20 protein-coding genes, 1 tRNA gene and 1 pseudogene are annotated in these 17,922 nt (G+C 42.4%); 17 read left to right on the forward strand and 5 right to left on the reverse strand.

The annotated features are described in order from the left end of the window. The 5 genes and pseudogenes from BLL40_RS17880 to BLL40_RS18275 all read left to right on the forward strand — a co-directional run. A partial coding sequence (locus tag BLL40_RS17880; protein ID WP_245797976.1) for an aromatic ring-hydroxylating oxygenase subunit alpha occupies positions 1-447 on the forward strand: 447 nt, incomplete at its 5' end. Positions 448-476: 29 nt separating this feature from the next. Continuing rightward, complete coding sequence (locus BLL40_RS17885; RefSeq protein WP_073712809.1) at positions 477-821, forward strand: SRPBCC family protein; 345 nt, start codon at positions 477-479, stop codon at positions 819-821. Next, on the forward strand, positions 814-2,265 hold the full coding sequence (locus BLL40_RS15730; protein WP_073712810.1) for an aldehyde dehydrogenase family protein: 1,452 nt from the start codon (positions 814-816) through the stop codon (positions 2,263-2,265). The genes BLL40_RS17885 and BLL40_RS15730 overlap by 8 nt, the downstream gene beginning before the upstream one ends. 18 nt (positions 2,266-2,283) lie before the next feature. After that, on the forward strand, positions 2,284-3,375 hold the full coding sequence (locus BLL40_RS15735) for a tartrate dehydrogenase (protein WP_073712811.1): 1,092 nt from the start codon (positions 2,284-2,286) through the stop codon (positions 3,373-3,375). 171 nt (positions 3,376-3,546) lie between these two features. Continuing rightward, a pseudogene (locus tag BLL40_RS18275) lies at positions 3,547-4,925 on the forward strand (BCCT family transporter). 72 nt (positions 4,926-4,997) lie between these two features. On the opposite strand, the gene BLL40_RS15745 reads toward BLL40_RS18275, so the two are convergent. The 3 genes from BLL40_RS15745 to BLL40_RS15755 all read right to left on the reverse strand — a co-directional run bounded on the left by BLL40_RS15745 (position 4,998) and on the right by BLL40_RS15755 (position 6,751). Then, complete coding sequence (locus BLL40_RS15745; protein ID WP_073712812.1) at positions 4,998-5,426, reverse strand: GNAT family N-acetyltransferase; 429 nt, start codon at positions 5,424-5,426, stop codon at positions 4,998-5,000. 4 nt (positions 5,427-5,430) lie between these two features. Then, complete coding sequence (locus BLL40_RS15750; protein WP_073712813.1) at positions 5,431-5,946, reverse strand: YjcG family protein; 516 nt, start codon at positions 5,944-5,946, stop codon at positions 5,431-5,433. An 82-nt stretch (positions 5,947-6,028) separates the two neighbouring features. Then, positions 6,029-6,751 carry an alpha/beta hydrolase gene (locus BLL40_RS15755; protein WP_073712814.1) on the reverse strand — a complete coding sequence of 241 codons (723 nt, stop codon included), beginning with the start codon at positions 6,749-6,751 and terminating at the stop codon, positions 6,029-6,031. Positions 6,752-6,847: 96 nt separating this feature from the next. Here BLL40_RS15755 and BLL40_RS15760 point away from each other — a divergent pair, with 96 nt between their 5' ends. Both BLL40_RS15760 and BLL40_RS15765 read left to right on the forward strand, forming a co-directional pair. Beyond that, entirely contained in the window at positions 6,848-8,569 is a 1,722-nt protein-coding gene (locus tag BLL40_RS15760; RefSeq protein WP_073712815.1) for an ABC1 kinase family protein, read from the forward strand. Positions 8,570-8,622: 53 nt separating this feature from the next. Further along, positions 8,623-8,695, forward strand: a tRNA-Val gene (locus BLL40_RS15765). 161 nt (positions 8,696-8,856) lie between these two features. On the opposite strand, the gene BLL40_RS15770 is transcribed toward BLL40_RS15765, so the two are convergent. Both BLL40_RS15770 and BLL40_RS15775 read right to left on the reverse strand, forming a co-directional pair. Continuing rightward, complete coding sequence (locus tag BLL40_RS15770) at positions 8,857-10,044, reverse strand: tyrosine-type recombinase/integrase (protein ID WP_073712816.1); 1,188 nt, start codon at positions 10,042-10,044, stop codon at positions 8,857-8,859. A gap of 35 nt (positions 10,045-10,079) precedes the next feature. Beyond that, positions 10,080-10,745, reverse strand: coding sequence for a helix-turn-helix domain-containing protein (locus tag BLL40_RS15775; protein ID WP_073712817.1), 666 nt, complete (start codon positions 10,743-10,745; stop codon positions 10,080-10,082). 188 nt (positions 10,746-10,933) lie between these two features. Between BLL40_RS15775 and BLL40_RS15780 the strand changes: the two genes are divergently transcribed. From BLL40_RS15780 to BLL40_RS15825, 10 genes are all read left to right on the forward strand, one after another. Continuing rightward, positions 10,934-11,155 (forward strand): helix-turn-helix domain-containing protein, encoded by a 222-nt coding sequence (locus BLL40_RS15780; protein WP_073712818.1) that lies wholly within the window; start codon positions 10,934-10,936, stop codon positions 11,153-11,155. Then, on the forward strand, positions 11,152-11,409 hold the full coding sequence (locus tag BLL40_RS15785; RefSeq protein ID WP_095532862.1) for a helix-turn-helix domain-containing protein: 258 nt from the start codon (positions 11,152-11,154) through the stop codon (positions 11,407-11,409). The genes BLL40_RS15780 and BLL40_RS15785 overlap by 4 nt, the downstream gene beginning before the upstream one ends. Positions 11,410-11,422: 13 nt before the next feature. Continuing rightward, entirely contained in the window at positions 11,423-12,034 is a 612-nt protein-coding gene (locus BLL40_RS15790; protein WP_073712819.1) for a CHC2 zinc finger domain-containing protein, read from the forward strand. An 8-nt stretch (positions 12,035-12,042) separates the two neighbouring features. After that, complete coding sequence (locus BLL40_RS15795) at positions 12,043-13,524, forward strand: DUF3987 domain-containing protein (protein WP_073712820.1); 1,482 nt, start codon at positions 12,043-12,045, stop codon at positions 13,522-13,524. A 265-nt stretch (positions 13,525-13,789) separates the two neighbouring features. After that, on the forward strand, positions 13,790-14,095 hold the full coding sequence (locus BLL40_RS15800; RefSeq protein ID WP_073712821.1) for a hypothetical protein: 306 nt from the start codon (positions 13,790-13,792) through the stop codon (positions 14,093-14,095). Further along, positions 14,092-14,625: an ERCC4 domain-containing protein gene (locus tag BLL40_RS15805; protein WP_073712822.1), complete on the forward strand. Its 534-nt coding sequence runs from the start codon at positions 14,092-14,094 to the stop codon at positions 14,623-14,625. Before BLL40_RS15800 ends, BLL40_RS15805 begins: the two co-directional genes overlap by 4 nt. 74 nt (positions 14,626-14,699) lie before the next feature. Beyond that, the gene (locus tag BLL40_RS15810) at positions 14,700-15,131 is read left to right on the forward strand and encodes a hypothetical protein (RefSeq protein WP_083566591.1); all 432 of its coding nucleotides are present in this window, start codon (positions 14,700-14,702) and stop codon (positions 15,129-15,131) included. Further along, positions 15,128-15,331 (forward strand): hypothetical protein, encoded by a 204-nt coding sequence (locus BLL40_RS15815; protein WP_073712823.1) that lies wholly within the window; start codon positions 15,128-15,130, stop codon positions 15,329-15,331. Before BLL40_RS15810 ends, BLL40_RS15815 begins: the two co-directional genes overlap by 4 nt. 79 nt (positions 15,332-15,410) lie before the next feature. After that, positions 15,411-15,833, forward strand: a complete 423-nt coding sequence (locus BLL40_RS15820) for a hypothetical protein (RefSeq protein WP_073712824.1) — start codon at positions 15,411-15,413, stop codon at positions 15,831-15,833. A gap of 158 nt (positions 15,834-15,991) precedes the next feature. Then, a partial coding sequence (locus tag BLL40_RS15825) for a DNRLRE domain-containing protein (RefSeq protein ID WP_143180140.1) occupies positions 15,992-17,922 on the forward strand: 1,931 nt, incomplete at its 3' end.

Genomic DNA, 17,922 nt, shown 5'->3' on the forward strand with positions numbered 1-17,922 from the left:
AAGTACTCGGCTCCGGAATACCATGAAAAAGATTTGGAACTCGTTTTCTCTAAATCATGGCAGCTAGTGGGCCATATGAGCCAATTAGAAAAAGCAGGTGCTTTCTTTACGACGGAAGTGGCGAACGAGCCAATTATCGTGACGAGAGATAAAGATGACGTCGTTCGCGCATTTTATAACGTGTGTCCACATCGGGCAACGAAACTGGAAAGAACGGAAAAAGGAAACAAAAAAATCTTGCAATGCGGCTACCACGGCTGGACATTTAAGCTGGATGGGGAGTTAAACAAAGCACCGAATTTCCGCAGTGAAGAAGATCAAGCGTGTGTGAAGGATGCTTGCTTACGCTCGATCCGCATGGAAATCATAGAAGGATTAATCTTTGTGAACTTGGATGACGACGCGAAGCCATTAAGCGAATCATACGGAGATTTCTTACGATCGTAAAACCGGATAAAAACTACGGCACGGTTGATTTGAATACGGCTGAAATGCAAGGCGGTTCATTCTTCTGGCTATGGCCGAACTTGATGATGACATTCTATCCAGGGCCTGCGAATATGGCGACGATTCAAATGGTTCCGGTGGATCATGAAACATCGATCGCTGTGTACACGTATTATTTCCGTGACGAGAACATTTCCCAAGAAGAAAAAGACTTAATGACCTTTGCTGAACAAGTACGTCAAGAAGATATTGAACTGGTGGAACTGGAACAAGTGGGCTTCCGTTCTCGTGCGTTTAACAAAGGCCGCTATTCTTCTTCGGAAAAAGCGATCGTCCAATTCCATGAAATGATGCTGGAGGCCCTCAATGAATAAAGTCAAGAATGAAACAGCCGTGCAGACAAAACAGCTTTTCATTGGCGGAGAGAAAGTAGAAGCGCCGCGTTATGCGCCGCTCTATTCCCCTTACTCAGGAGAACAAATTGCGGACATTGCCATGGCTGATCAAGAACTGACCACAAAGGCGATCGACGCCGCTTATGAAGCACGCGACATCATGAAGAACATGCCTGCATTTGAACGGGCGGAGATTTTAGAAAAAGTCTCTGTGCTGTTGAAGGAACGGTTGGAAGAAGCGGCTCAGATTATCTCGATGGAGTCAGCCAAACCCATTACCTTTTCAAAAGCAGAAGTGTCAAGAACCATTGAAACGTATAAATTTGCAGCAGAAGAAGCGAAACGTATTCACGGTGAAACGATTCCGTTTGACGCCGCAACGGGGGGCGTTGGCCGAATAGGTTATACGGTACGAGAAGCGATTGGTGTTATTGGGGCGATCACGCCTTTTAATTTCCCATTGAATCTGGTCGCTCATAAAGTGGGGCCTGCGATTGCAGCAGGGAATACCATCGTCTTAAAACCGGCGTCTCAAACCCCGTTATCAGCGCTTTATATCGCCGAACTTTTTGAAGAAGCTGGTCTTCCGGCAGGGGCGTTGAATGTCGTGACAGGACCTGGTGGCGTCGTCGGGGATACGATTGTGGAAGATGATCGTGTCAGCATGGTGACGTTCACGGGAAGTGTACCCGTTGGGATCGGCATCCGCAGCAAAGCGGGACTGAAGAAAACAACGCTCGAACTAGGCTCTAACGCCGCCTTGATTATTGATAAAGGGGTGGACATTGATGCCATTATTGACCGCTGTATTATGGGCGCCTTTTCAAACCAAGGGCAAGTGTGTATTTCACTTCAGCGTATTTATGCACATGAAGAGGTCTATGAGGCATTTGTTGAAAAATTTGCCGAGGCAGCGAAACAGCTGAAAGTCGGCGATCCGTTTGATCCGGAGACGTATATTTCCGCGATGATCACAAAAAGAGAAACAGAACGTATTGCCGAATGGGTAGAAGAAACGAAAAACAGTGAAGCTGAAATTGCGGCGGGCGGAAATTTGACAAACGGTGTCTTCGAACCGACGATTATTACAAATGCTCATCATGAGTTAAATGTATCTTGCAGTGAAGCGTTTGCGCCGATTGTCGTGGTCAATAAAATCAGCTCTGTAGAAGAAGCGGTCGCTGAAGTGAATCACTCTAAGTTCGGTCTTCAGGCAGGGATTTACACAGAAAACATTACACATGCGCTTTATGCGGCGAAACATCTTCATGTCGGCGGCGTGATCATTAATGACGTGCCAACTTATCGTGTCGATCACATGCCATATGGCGGTGTGAAAGAAAGCGGTACAGGACGCGAGGGCTTGAAATATGCCGTCGAAGAAATGACAGAATTGAAGCTTATTGTCTGGAACCAGAACTAAAGAATTGAGGGAAAAGTTGTGAAACCATATAACATTGCCGTCATCGCAGGAGATGGAATCGGCCCTGAAGTCATCAATGAAGGTATCAACGTATTAAACACAATCAGTACAATCAATCCTGACGTTCAGTTTGACTTTACCCATTTTCCGTGGGGCTGTGAATTTTACAGCCGTCACGGAAAAATGATGGATGAGGACGGAATTGAGCAGCTAAGTGCCTTTGACTCGATTTACTTAGGGGCTGTTGGCTTTCCTGGTGTGCCGGATCACATCTCGCTTTGGGATTTGCTGTTGATCATCCGAAAAAGTTTTGACCAGTACGTGAATATCCGCCCGGTTACGCTGATCAAAGGGGCGCATTGCCCGCTTTCCGATGTACAGCGTGAAGAGGTAGACATGCTGTTCATCCGGGAAAACAGTGAAGGGGAATATTCTGGTGCCGGTGACTGGCTATTCAAAGGAAAAGAGAACGAAGTTGTCCTGCAAAATAGTGTGTTTTCACGAAAAGGCACCGAGCGCATTATCCGCTATGCATATGAAACAGCCAAAAAGCAAGGGAAGACGTTAACGAGCATTAGTAAGGCCAATGCACTGAATTATTCAATGGTATTCTGGGACCAAGTATTTGAAGAAGTCGGCAAGGAATACCCGGAAGTTCAGACAGCGTCTTATCTGGTCGATGCTGCAGCCATGTTAATGATTAAAGACCCGAAACGTTTCGAAGTGGTCGTCACATCCAACTTGTTTGGGGATATTTTAACGGATCTTGGGGCCGCACTGGCCGGTGGGATCGGTCTGGCCGCAGGTGCGAACATTAATCCTGAAAGAGAGTACCCATCCATGTTTGAACCGATACACGGTTCTGCCCCCGATATTGCGGGGCAAGGCAAAGCGAATCCGCTGGCCTCCATTTGGTCTGCCAGTCAAATGCTTGATTTCTTTGGGTATGAGCAATATGGAAAAATGGTTTTGGAAGCGATCGAACAATTGCTTGTGGAAGGGACGGTCTTAACACCGGACATGGGTGGCACAGCCACTACTTCAGAAGTAGGAAAACGAGTAAATGAGCTATTGGTTTCAATTGCCACTTCCAAAAGTGTGAATAATTAAGTAAACTAAACTCGGTACCTAGGAATGAAGCTCATTCAAGGTGCCGAGTCTTTAAAAAACATCTTTTCATTTTTTTTTGGAAATGATTGTCGAAAAAAGTCGAATTAATAGAGGAGCGATGGGATGAAAAGATCCACGATAGACAAACAAATATTAAGTATTGCGCTTGTGATGGTTGGACTGTTGACGATTCCGATATTAATTAACCCGGAAAAAGGAACCTCGTTTTTGCAAAGTGTTTTAAATGCCATTACGAAAAACTTCGGACCGTTTTACTTATGGGCATGTTTAGCCATTTTCGGTTTTTTACTCTGGTTAGCCTTCAGCCGCTATGGCAACATCAAACTGGGCACTACTAAACCGGAATTTTCAACGTTCAGCTGGCTGGCCCTCATTTTTACAGCCGGTATCGGATCAGGTATTATGTATTGGGGAATTATTGAGTGGTCCTTTTACTATTCGGCTCCGCCTTTTGCGCAGGAACCTCAAAGCCTTGGAGCAGCCGATTATGCATCAACGTATGGCATGTTCCATTGGGGATTTTCAGCTTGGGCGATTTACTGCCTGCCTTCCATTCCGATTGCTTATGCTCTTCATATCCGTAAATACGACTCGGTTCGTTTAAGTACAGCCTGCCGGGGCATCATCGGTGACCGTGCAGATGGGATTCTTGGGAAAATCATTGATGTTTGTTTTATGTTTGGATTAATTGGTGGAGTTGGCACGTCACTTGCACTTGGAACGCCGTTATTGGCAGAAGGACTGCATAGCGTATTCGGTTTTGAGAAAACGCTTACACTGAACTTGAGTATTGTCTTGGCGTTAACGGTCTTTTTCTCCATCTGTTTGTATTTTGGCTTGAAACGAGGCTTGAAGCTTCTAAGCGACTGGAACTTGTATTTATACTTTGGACTACATTGTTTTACTGGGGATGGTGGTTTTCCTATGCGCCGTTTACGGGCATGTTCGCGGCTCGTATTTCAAAAGGAAGAACGATTCGCCAACTCATATTAGGCCAATTAATAGGCGGAACTCTGGGTTGCTGGGCTGCTTTTGCTATTTTTGGAAACACGAGCATGTTCATGGAGTTAAATAATATCGTGCCCGTACTGGATATTTTAAATAAAGACGGTGCACCGGCTGCGATTTTGGCTACGTTAAAAGCGCTTCCGTTAGGTGGCGTCATCATGGTGATTTATTTACTTGTGGCCGCTATATTCCTTGCGACAACGGTCAATTCGGGTGCGTATACTCTAGCAGACGTTGCTTCTAAAAACTTGAAAGAGGGCGAGGAGCCTGCCCGCTGGTATCGCGTATTTTGGGGAATTGTTTTAACAAGTATTGCCATCGTATTAATGTACGGAGATGGCCTCGCTGCTCTTCAAACACTCGCTATTATCACGGCTCTGCCGCTCGTTTTTATTATGGGGCTGATGATTGCCTCGTTCATGAAGTGGCTGCGTGAAGACTATGGGACACCCGCTCAATATATGGAAAGCCCAAAAGAAGAACGGATTGAAATGGAACCCATTGATAAGAAAGCACAATAAAAGAAAGAAAAAACTAGACTAAGATAAAAAAGGCTGACTCAAAAGCATTGCTTTTGAGTCAGCCTTTTTGTCTTACAACGGTTTTGTCATCGTTTTATGCACGATACCAGCATCTAAAAACTCATCGGAAACGACTTCGTATCCGCGCTTTTCATAAAAAGGAATTGCCTGTATTTGTGCATCAAGCTTTAAGGTCATGAGTTCTGGACGAGTGGCTGCATACTGCTCAATCGCGTCCATAATGAGGTTGCCCGCTCCTTGCCCGCGAGCTTCTTTCAACACACAAATACGTTCTACTTTCCCGTAGTGGTCAACGATGCGAAAACGACCTGCGCCACACGGATTCATTTCATCATCATATAGGACAAAATGAATGGCTTCATCTTCGAGTTCATCAATTTCAATTGAAGCAGGGACGTTCTGTTCATCAACAAATACGATCATCCGAACAGAATAAGCGTCTTCCCGCTGTTTTAAATCAGTTGCCATGACTACGTTCAACTTGTTAAGCATCCTTTCCGAGTAAAAATGTTTCATGAACAGTCCACACGCCATTTTCAAGCTGATAGAGCAAATGGAATCGATCCGCAATTTCAGTCAAATCAATCGAATCCATTTTCAGTGATCCGTACACATCAGAATGTTCATCATCTGATAAGTTCTGGCCGATGGTGATATGTGGAACGAATGGGAACAGCTCTTCACCAGGGAAATGCTCTGTATGTGTCATGTTATAAAGAGATGTGAGTGTGTCGTTTGGATCTACTTTAAAATAAATGACGTTGTTTACCGGTTCAAACGATTTTACTTTACTGACATGATACGAAAATGGCTGATGGACGGCCGCGACCTTGCGCAGTTTTTCTGAGATGGAATCGAGATCATCGATGTCTGCATCAAATGGACTCTTTAATGTAATGTGCGGTGAAACAAGTGCATAATGCGGGTCATAGCGTTTCCGATAACCATTTACTCTATCTTGCAGTGTTTTAGATGGGAAAATAACAACACCGTATTTCATTTCGTTCACTCTCCCTAAAAATATCATTTCCTTATTATTATAACAAAAATGACGAGGAAAGCGGTATTTTAATCATTCCTCTTCATTCAAACATTTTCGACAGCGCCCGCTTCATATCTGGCTGCCAGTACGTCCACATATGTCCGCCGTCAAACTCTTCATAAAAATAATCGTATTTCTTTTTGGAGAGTAGTGAATGAAGCGCCCGATTCGGCGTTAAAAAGTCCGCTGTTTCCCCATTGCTCATTTTCACATTTGTCTCATCCGTTCCAATCACATGATACAACGAAAGCTTGCAATCAGGATCTGCTTGTTCAACCGTATTCATGACCGAGCTGTCAACGAAGGGTGAATGCATGATCACTTTCCCGAAAAGATTTGGATAAGTAAGTGCAGCCATCAGTGAAACCGTTGCTGCAAGCGAATCACCAGCAAGTGCCCGTCCGAAACGATCATTGTGGCCGGGAAACTTTTTATCGAGATAGGGAACGACTTCGTTAGCTAAAAAGCGAATATATGCTTTTTGCTTGATGCCATCTGGATGATATTTTTCCCGTCGATCGTCTATATTAGTGTATGGAATTCCAACGATAATCATGTTTTCAATTTCATCTTGATCTAAAAGCTCATCCGCGACACGGGGAATACGCCCCATTTGGAAATAATCTTTGCCATCTTGGCATAAAAGAAACGAATACGTATACATCGGTGAAAAGTCAGCTGGTACGTAAATTAAAATCGGCACATCTTCGCCAAGTTCTTTTGAATGGATGACATCATCCAGTATCGTCCCGCGTTTCATCATTACATCCCTCCTAAAAACAAGTCAGCTCATTTTACCATATACCTTATGCTTTCGGACAGATTGTACGATAGGGATCTTACTGATGGGGAGATTCATATGACTTGTTGTTTTAAACAACATGCAGGAATGTGTTATGATGAAAAAAACAACCGAAATGAAGAAGGTGGCAATGTGGGAAGAATCGGGACGCTGCGGCGGGCACCGGAAATTGTGGCGGTGTTCGCGAAGCATGGCTTTGCGGGATACATAAAAGACCTTGGACTAGCGGAGAAAATTCCGTTTACAAGAAGAGGCGTAAAAGAGCAAAATGTAAAAGGCGAGCAGCTGCGGCGGGCACTTGAAGACCTCGGCCCGACATTTATAAAGTTAGGCCAGTTTTTATCAACGAGAACGGATCTATTGCCGCCATCTTGGACCGACCCGCTGTCCAAACTGCAAAGCGGTGCGCCGGCTGTGCCTTTTGAAGAAATTAAAAAGATTGTCGAATCAGAATTGGGACAGCCGCTTGACGACTGGCTTATTTATATGGAAGAAGTACCAATTGGCGCTGCATCCATCGGACAAGTTCACCGTGCTGAACTGAAAGATGGAACAGAAGTCGCCATTAAAGTTCGCCGGCCGGGCATAGAGCCGATTATTCGCAAAGATATTTCGATTTTACGGCAGCTTGCAAGTCTTGCAGAGCGTAATTCAGAGCTTGCGCGGCAAGTAAGCTTAAAAGCGATTATCGATGACTTCGCGGGCTCGCTCCGCAGAGAAATGGATTACCGGAGGGAAGCAACGGAATCATCGGGTGTGCGGGAAACAATAAAAGAAAAGCATGTTTACGTGCCGCTTGTTTATTCGGAATGGTCCACAGAGCAAATACTGGTGATGGAATATATGGATGGCAAGCCGTTGCACGGAGACGTCATTGCTGGAATGGAAATAAAAGAGCGTCAAGAACTTGCTCAAGCCTTATCTGAAACGGTGTTGCGCCAAGTGTTTATTGAAGGTGTTTTTCACGCCGATCCGCATCCGGGAAACTTGTTGTTATTAAGAGACGGGCGCCTTTGTCTTATTGATTTTGGCAATACAGGACGATTATCTGATGAGATGAGACATTTGCTGTCAGACTGCTTATTTGCCCTTGGGGACCGGGATGCGGCGGCACTGTCCATGCTTGTGCTTGAAATGGGATCACGGAAACCCGTTAATCGCCGTATGTTACAGCGTGATATTAGCCGATGGATGGGGGGATATATGGATATTGAGTTAGCTGATGTCGAAATGGGAACAATGCTGCAGGAGCTCTTCACCGTTGCAGGCAGTCACAGCATTAGCATTCCGAAAGATTTTGTTCAAGTGGGACAGGCCTTTTTAAAAGTCGAGCAGACTGTCATCGCACTTGATCCTGGCTCAAGTCTCTCAGGAATGGTACGCGACATGTCACGCGAAGTGCTCATGGGCCGCATCAATCCGAAAGAACTCATGCGTGGATCACGCTCATTTATACGCTTAATGAAAATGGCTACAGACAAACTGCCGAGCGTCTTAAATGAAACATTGAGCGAATGGGAAGGCGGCCAGCCAAAGTTAAAAATGCATATCACCGCAGATGAAAACATTATGAAGCGGCTCGAGCGGATGGCGTCGATGGTTGTTCTAAGCATTATGATGCTTGCCTTCAGCATCGTCATGGCAGGCCTTTTCGTCTCGATGCGAAATCGTCCGCCGCTCACAGGTACGAACACCATCCATCTCGGCATGCTGACTGCCGTTATTATGACAACCATCTTCCTTACTGTCATTTACTTAATGTGGCGAAAGATAAAATAAAAAAGCATTGACACTCTACTGATAATTTCATATAATAGAACTTGTCAGTAAACGATTCCTTAGCTCAGCTGGGAGAGCGCTACCTTGACAGGGTAGAGGTCGCTGGTTCGAACCCAGTAGGAATCATATAAGAAAAAAACGCGGAAAATCCTTATCTATCAAGGGTTTCCGCGTTTTTTGTTTCATCACAGTTAGGTAGCAAAATGTACGTAAATAATCGTTTGGGTGGTAAATGGGTGGTAAACTTCATAAAAACAAAGAAAATACCGTCAAATACGGTGTTTTTTTTATGCTTCCTTCTCATCGGATTTACGGAGCGGAGAAAAGAGTGCATCTAACTTATCGGCAGCTCTTTCATCCGCTTCCTGCAAATAATGACTGTAAATATTCATCGTTGTGTTTATATCCGCATGGCCTAAACGCGCAGAAATATTTTTAGCGTGTTCACCTTCATTAATCAGCAAAGTAGCGGCTGTGTGCCGCAGATCGTGAAAGCGAATGTATTTGAAGCCAGTACGCTTTATAAACCGCGCCCACCATTTACCCGGTACCGCTGGATAATAAGGTTTACCATTCCAAGTACTGAATAAAAAGAAGTGTTCCCCATCTTCCCACAACTCGCCTGCTTGCATCCGCTCTTTGTTTTTTATCACTTTATACCTTTTCATCTCTTCCAAAACATAAGAGGGAATGGATACGGTTCTTAGTGAACTCTTTGTTTTTGGGACGTTTAAGCGTAAGCCCTCCCCTTGTATATAGGTCAAAGAATGATTCACTTGAAGGGTACCTTTATCAAAGTCAATTTCATTCCATTTTAATGCAAGCAGTTCACCGCGACGCAGACCGGTTGTAATGGCCAGTGTAATCATTAGTCGCCAGTGAAGCGGTTCATGCTGTAAAAGATCAAAAAGAGCAGCCGCTTCGTCTTTTGTGTAAACGTCTGTTTTATTTTGCGTCACTTTGGGCCGTGTGCCGGTAATGATGGGGCTTTCTTTTAGGAGCTGCCATTCAACAGCTCGTTTGAATATATCGCGCAAGATACGATGATGGTACTGAAGAGAGGAAGGAGATAGCCCGCCTGGTTTCCCGTCTTTCCGAACACCGTCTTTTTTTAACTCATTCAGATAGTCTACAATGTGGATCGTCTTTATTTTGTCTAAACGTAAGTGGCCAAAAACAGGCAGAATAAAGTTTTTGAGCGGATAGCTATATGTTTCAAGTGTTTTTGGTGACAAGTGTTCTTTCGCATACTTTTCCCGCCATTCTTCCACAAAGTCCGCAAACCTCATTTTCGATGGATCAATGTAATTGCCAGCCAATACTTCGGTTTCAAAGGCGGCCAGCAGTTTCTTTAGTTCGCGTTGTGATGTTACGCCTTTAAACGTCTTGGTCTTGCGTTTCGGTTTCCCATTAGCATGAGTGCCTATATACACAACACCCCGGTAATGATCGCCTTTCTTTTCAAGGTATCCCATATTGCTTTCTCCTTTCTGAATATGGATAAACTCATTTAAAAGGGTTTGAAAACATCAGATTGGATTTCAAGATCGTAATTTTCTATAGCGCTACTTAATACTTCTAAAAAAGAGAAGTGAATAAACGAATCAAGATGCTTATTTATACAATTAGTAATATTCGAGTGAACCTTTTTGTTAATTTCCATCTCAATTGTTGAGTAAAGTGAATAATATATCTCTTTATGAAAAGAGGGTTTCAACTTGCTGTAAACCTCATTTAAGAATAGTTCCTCCTCTTTCTTGTCATCAAATTCAACCTTTAAGCTCACTTTCTTATTTCCATCGCTGTCAAAAAGTACTCCGTTATGGACACTACACGTCAAATCAACACTTTCCAAGTTAGGAACTCCATCGATATCCATAAATAAATCAGCTTTTAATTCCTCACTCCATAAAACTTGTTCTGCTTCATTGAATTTAAAGGGGAAAGAAACAACTTCTAATGAAAAGCTAATATCTAGAGGTTCGTATTCGAAAAATTCACAGGGAGTAATAGACAGGTATTTACACAATGTGTTGATTGTTTCCAAGCGAATCATTTCACTATCATTTTGGGCTGTTGCGGTAATTGTATTTCTTGAAATCCCAGTATCTTTTGCAACCCGTGTGATTTTTAATCCTCTTTCAGCCAATAAAACCGCTAAACGATTTCTTATCATAATTTGACCACCTTTCAAATCAAAATATAACAGTAAATTATCAAAAATTCAATAAAACAACAAAAATGATAACTTAACTTGTCGTTTCAATTGATCAATAGCCAAACATGTGTTATCATCCTTATAAAATGATAAGTAAAGTTGTCAAAAAGTGATTTATTTTAATATTAAGGGAGGTATAATTGGCGATGGAGAATAATCTTAGAGTTTTAATGGCTGTGAAAAATATAAACATTACTAGACTCGCTGAAATGACTGGAATTTCAAGAAATACCATTACAAACATTTATCATGAAAAAAATACACGAATGGACTTGAGGACAATTAATACGCTTTGTAATTTCTTTAACTGCACACCGAACGATTTGATTGTAATTACTAAAGATCAGAAAGCGGGAGCTAAATTATGAATGGAATACAAAACATTGAACGTCAAACAATGAACGCACAGGAAACAGCCGCTTATTTAGGAGTTTCAAAGGATTTAGTCTATTCAATGGTAAAGGCCAGGGAGCTGCCATTCGTGAAGATTGGACGGCGTATTCTCTTTAGAAAAGAAGCACTGGAAAGATGGATGCAAACGCAGGAAATGAAAGGACAGACAGCAGCCGCTAATATGGCCAACATGGAAGGCCCGAATCTATCAGCGGTATTCAAACAATAAATAAGGTGATTTTATGTCAGCGATAGACTGGATAAAAAACAGCATACCGATAACAGACGTATTAGACCGATACGCCGGAGCAAACTTCGCAGGAGCTAGGACAAACAGGGAGCGGTTCAATATTAGATGTCCTTATCACAATGACAGCAGCCCTAGTTTTACTGTTTATACCGATACAAATACATTTCGTTGTTGGAGCGGCTGTAATGATGGCAGGCCAGGGGATGTAATCGACATTGTAAAGCTATCGCGCGGTGTAGACACAAAAGAAGCCATTAAAATACTGATTGCTGATTATGGATTAGAAAGCCCGGACAGTGATCAGGCGAAAGAATGGCAGAAAAAAAGAGCTAGCCGGGAGCAAACGGCAGCTCTGAAAAAAGAATTGAGACGAAAAGTAATGGAAGCAATAGACGCTTTGAAGCAGGTTGAACAAATGGCAAAAGAAACACTTTCAACGATTAAGACGGTCGAGGACTTAGATCGTGTTGGCGGCTTGTATCATGTAACTTCACAAATTGATTATTGGCTGGATTGCTTAACAGAAAGTGATCCGCTCATACAAGTGCGAACCTTGCAAGAAGTTGACCGCTTCCTTGAAAAGACGAACATGAAAGCGGGGTAGGGTGCACCATGAAAGACAAAGACACGGCAGATATACTGTTAAACCATTTTTCGCCGGATGAACTACAAAAGACGCTAGGTGTAAATGTAGATACTTCTATTTTACCACAGGAGCAAGAAGCAATGGAGGCAGCAAATCCGCTGGTACCTTCAATAGAAAACGATGAAGATTTTATTAACGAACGTGGTGAATTTACTGGAAAGCTTAAACTGTATGACGATGCTGAAGGAGCGGCCGCTCTTGCTTATCATGGATTGGCAGGGGAGATCGTAAGGGCCATTGATCCGCATACAGAAGGTGATCCGGTTGCAACCCTTATAACCTTTTTAACAGCATACGGAAATATTATTGGAGACAAAGCACACTTTACTGCAGGGGCAAGACAGCACCCTGCCAGGCTCTTTTCAGTAATTGTTGGAGCCACAGGTAAAGGGAGAAAAGGAACGTCCCTCAGTCCAGTCAGATTACTATTTAAAGCTGTTAATCATGACTGGGAGAAGGATCATATATTGTCCGGCATGTCGAGCGGTGAGGGATTGATCCACGCAGTACGGGATGAGGTGACAAGGAAAGTTCCTATTACGAAAGGTGAAGGAAAAGAGAAAAAAGTGACTGGATATGAAACAGAAGTCATTGATGAGGGTGTCGATGATAAAAGGATGTTTGTGATCGAAGAAGAGTTTGGTAAGACCTTGAGAGCTGCCAAGCGAGAGGGAAACACTCTTTCTGCAATTATTCGGGAATTATGGGATACGGGAAGCCCAAGAACATTAACGAAAAGTCCTGTTAAAGCAACAGCTGCTCATATATCCATACTGGGACAGATTACTCAAGACGAGCTAAAAAAAGAAATAACCGATGTGGATCTAGTGAATGGGCTGGCGAACCGCTTTTTGTGGTTAATGGTGGAGCGGTCTAAGTTTCTCCCTACTGGTGGCTATTTTGACGAAATAGATATTGATCCACTTGTCGAAAAGATTAAGGCCGCGGTCGAGTTTGGTACAAAGACAGGAAAGATCAAGAGAGATAAAGAAGCAGAGGCACTTTGGCATCGTATTTATGAGCCGCTATCTACAGGAGCAGGAGGACTTATCGGCGCTGTAACAAGCCGTGCAGAAGCTCAAACGATGAGGCTAGCTTGTATCTATGCCTTACTTGACCAGTCTGGAAAAATAACCGTCATACACTTAAAAGCCGCTTTAGATTTATGGGGTTACTGTTTTAGATCCGCTCGTTTTATTTTTGGAAGCGGAGCAGTGTTAGAGCATCCAAATGCTATTAAGCTACTGGATGAATTAAAGAAAAGAGAAGGTAGTGACGAGGGGGGCATGACACGGAATGAGGTAAGGGAATTCTTCAACAGAAATCTATCCAAGGCAGAACTGGATATTGTTATAAACGATCTAATCACTAATGGATTTATCAAAGTAGAAAAAGAGCGAAAACCTGGCTCGAAAAAGCCGATTCAGAAGATTACACTTCTTGAATAATTCTACGCTATTAACGCCTTTTACGCTCTTACTTGCAAAAACATTGATATATCAAGGTTTCAGGGAAGATTGCTGTCCACGCTTTTAATACGTTTTTATTAACGCCTTTATTAAATGAACATTTGAATCGATAAAAGGCGTAATAAAAAACGTATGAAAGACGTTAGAGAAAAACCAACATGAAGCCTTATGTACCAAGGGTTCCAGCTATAAAAAGCGTTAATAGCGTTAAAGGCGTAAAGAAAAATAAAAGGTTGGTGAAATCATGGCAACTATTCATGAACTAATCGAACAAGCAGAAGTGGAAAGCAGGGATGAGAAAGCAAGAAGATATGGATTGATAGTAGCTGTTTCGGGCGAAGTCTACACTCTTTCTGTCAGCAAACATAGTGTTGTATATGTTGAATATGTCGCTGGTAAGTGGGATGCCTGGAGGGAAACACACAGCCCCAATAAGAAGGAGCCAATAAGCTATAAAGAAATTGCGCGGGCTCAAGATATTGAATTCGTCTTTGCTAAAGTATGCAATTATTTTGATTTTTTGGAGAAGAGGCGGAGAGGACGAAAATGAAAGAGACAGGCATGAAATACCGCTACACCGACACAGAAATGAAGGAGCTGCTTTCCACAATGGTCATGTTGATCGACACCAGGGAGCAGCAAAACAAACATATCACGGATTATTTTGATTCAAAGAAAATCAGTTACAAATCTAAGAAACTGGATTACGGCGACTATTCAGCATACCTGCCAAAGAATGAAAAAATGGGTATTCAGCGGGATGTTTACTTTTCGGCAGCCATTGAACGGAAAAACAGTGTGGACGAGCTGGCAGCTACGATAAAAGAGCGCATCCGCTTTGAAAATGAATTGATCCGGGCGCAAGGTTCACCATTTGCCTTAATGGTAGAAGATCCAAATGGCTATCAGAATATCATTACCGGCCATTACAGAAGCCAATACAACGCAAAGGCATTGCTTGCATCGTTGAAATCATTTGAAACACGCTATGGCTTCCAGACAGTCTTTATTGCGCCACATACAGTGGGAAACTATCTATACTATCATTTCTATTACACGATAAGGAATGCACTGAAATAGCCGCAGTTGGAAGGAAAACAAATAGTGAAAAGCGGTTCAATGATAACTGTTAAATAAAGAAAAGAGGGAACATCATGAGCAAGGTCAAAAGAAGAAATATGGTAACGACAAGCAGAATTGCAGACATTGCAGAAGAAACATCACTCAAAGTTAGTCTGGATCATACCCTTGGCTTCGGGATAGCTTGCTATGATTCCGGAATGGTAGAAGTGTTGCGGGATATTGCTATGGAAGAACTTGAAACACTGACAGAAGGTGTTCCAATGACTGTACATACAAGGGAACTGACAGAAGAGACAGAGAAAAGCTATCAGGCGATTTACAATGGTTTGGATCAAAAGGAGAAAGAGCTGCTTCATGATTTTCAGGATAAATTTTACGATATGTTACTAGCAGAAGTGGGGGATCATTTTATACATGGGTTTGTGCAGGGATACCGCTATTTGAAGAATAGAATTGCATATACAAGTGGTTACGAAATTTATGAAGGAGGAAGAAAATCATGAGTGAAATGAAGTTGGATCATGTTATAGGGGAAATTGCGGCTATTAGTGAGGAAATAGAAGAGTTTGCCGCTCAGGGAGACAACGTAGAAAAACTGATAAAAGAACGAGATCACCTTGTTTATATAGTGGATCAATATTTGATCGTGCAACAAATAAAAGCCGCTCCTGGTGCAACAGGAACGGCTAGCGCTTCATTATAAAGCACGAAATCTAATAATCATGGTACCGCTCTTTGCCTCTATTGGCAAGGAGCGTTACTCATTCAAGGGAGCGGTTCGAATGGAGAAAGGATTTATAGAAATCAAGCTGCTAGGGCATACCGTTTTTCTAACGGCTGATGAGGTGCAGCAGCTCTTAAAGAAAGATAAAGCTATTTGGTCAGAAGCTATTAAACGCGGAAAATATATATTGAGAAGCAGGAAACAGAGAGAGAGTGGGAAGCAGAAAAACAAGAAAATGAACAGGGGTGAAGAGATGAGAAGAAAACTTTTTTATTACCAGGAAGGGAATCAGATACCTGTTATTTTACACACGGCGAGCGGATCAGCAGGCACAGCCAGACTGCAACGGGGATTTATAAAGACATTGCAAGTAAGCACGATGTTAAAGATAGCGTACAGTATGCACATTAAAAACCAAAATAGAAACAAAAGAGGTGGAGCAGCGAAAACTAATGTAGCTGCTTCTTTTTTGATTTTTTAATAAAGGACTATATTCACATTCTGCTATATTTAAATAATCAATAACCTTCAAAATATGACATATTAATTAATAATATGACAATTTAGTAACAAATTGTATTGTTTTCCTTCGTATGTTCGACTATAATCTTCCTAAACTATGTAAGGAGAGGGAATCGATTGAAAAAGTATATTGCTTCAGTCATAGCTGCAGTAATGTTCTGTAGTATGATAACACCATTTGGTCCAGTAGAAGCTAGGCCAAAAGAAAAAGAAAAAGAGAAGGACATAGTACCTGTTCTTCAAAAAGAAGTAGAAATAGTTGAAGAACGAACGGCAACATCTCAGGTCTTTCAACAGGAAGACGGCTCATACCGGATGGAAATTTCACCGGAACCTATTCATGTACAAGACGAAAAAACCAAAAAGTGGGAAATGATTGATAACTCATTAACGAAAAAACAAACAGGACGTCTTCATAATAAGAAAAATGAGTTTGACGCTTCGTTTGCTGCAGAAACAGATCCGAATCAGTCTCTTGTTTCGATTGAGCAGCAGGGGAAAATAGTTGAAATTGAATCGATTGATCTAAATGGGGAACAAACAGCAGAAGTACCTGCCGTGGTAAAAGAAAACAAAGTGACGTATAAAGATGTATATCCGAATACAGATCTCTCCTATACCGTCGGCAACAACAAAATTAAAGAAGATATCCTGTTAAAGGAGAAACCGGCTGATGACCAACCAGTGGAATATTCGTTTCAATTTGATATCACTGGATTGACGCTAGAAAAAACGAATGATAACTATTTATATTTGTTGGATTCATCGACAATGGAACGGATTTTCATGATTGAGAAGCCCTTTATGATGGATTCATCGATTCCGGAAGGCTTTGTGTCCAATATGGACGGTGCTATGCCGGAAGGGACATGGAGCGACAAGATAGAGATAGATGCTGATCAGAAGGGAAATAAGCTGTTGATTAGCTTAAGACCGGATCAGGACTGGCTGCAGTCCGAGGAACGGATATATCCAGTTACTATCGATCCAACTGTGAAAGTGTATCAGCCAAAAAATGATCTGAACGATACGACGATTCGCAGCGCACTTCCGGATACAACGGGAGGAGGCGACTTAGAACTGGGAGCAGGTCTTCACAGTACGTCGAACAATATTGTTCGATCGCTCCTCCAATTTGATGTCGGAATGCTTCCAAAAGGCGCAAAAATCATGAACGCCCAATTAAACCTGAGGCTTTCTTCTGTCTGGAATACTACGGCTTCCAGCATTGGGCTGTATGAAATGAGCAGTGCTTGGGAAGAAAATCGTGCGACATGGAACCGTCGGACACTTAGTGCACTCTGGGCAAATAAAGGGGGCGATTATAAGACAAGTCTTTTATCGTCACAAACGGTTGGAGCACTGGATACAACAGTAACCGAACCCCAATTATTCAAATGGACGATTAAAGCGGATACAGTTCAGAATTGGATGGATCAGCCTTCTCAAAATGTAGGTTTAATGTTGAAAGCTTCTAATGAAACGTTAGCCACGTACAAAAAGTTTTATTCCGGCGATTATTCCGGAAAACTGCAGTACTCTCCTAAATTAACAGTTACGTACTATCCAGTTAGCCGTCTAGGTTTAGAGAGCTATTGGTCTTATGCAGAGCATGAATTATCAGATGGACAGGGATATGTGAACTTGGGAACAGGGAACTTGGTTTTGGAATCTACAGATTTTTCTGTCACAGGACGTGGAAACTCGGGTTTTTCATTTTCCCGTACGTATAATTCTAAAGCAGTGGAGGATTCACCAATTGGATATGGGTGGTCCTTTATCGGAAGCGAGAGTGTGTCCCAATTTCCAAATAATGATGTGATCTATCAAGAAGGTGATGGGACGGTCCATCTCTTTACGTACAATGCAGCTACTGGTACATATACAGCGCCACCTGGTCTGTATTTAACTTTAACGAAAGCGAATACGGACTCATTTGTCCTGACAGACTACAATGGTAACCGGATTGTTTTCCGAGATTTAATTAAAGACCCAGAAGCACCTAGCCGTATTTACCGAATTGATTATGAGGAAGACCGGAATCTAAA

The sequence above is a fragment of the Domibacillus mangrovi genome, from assembly GCF_001906925.1.
Classification (GTDB): Bacteria; Bacillota; Bacilli; order Bacillales; family Domibacillaceae; genus Domibacillus; species Domibacillus mangrovi.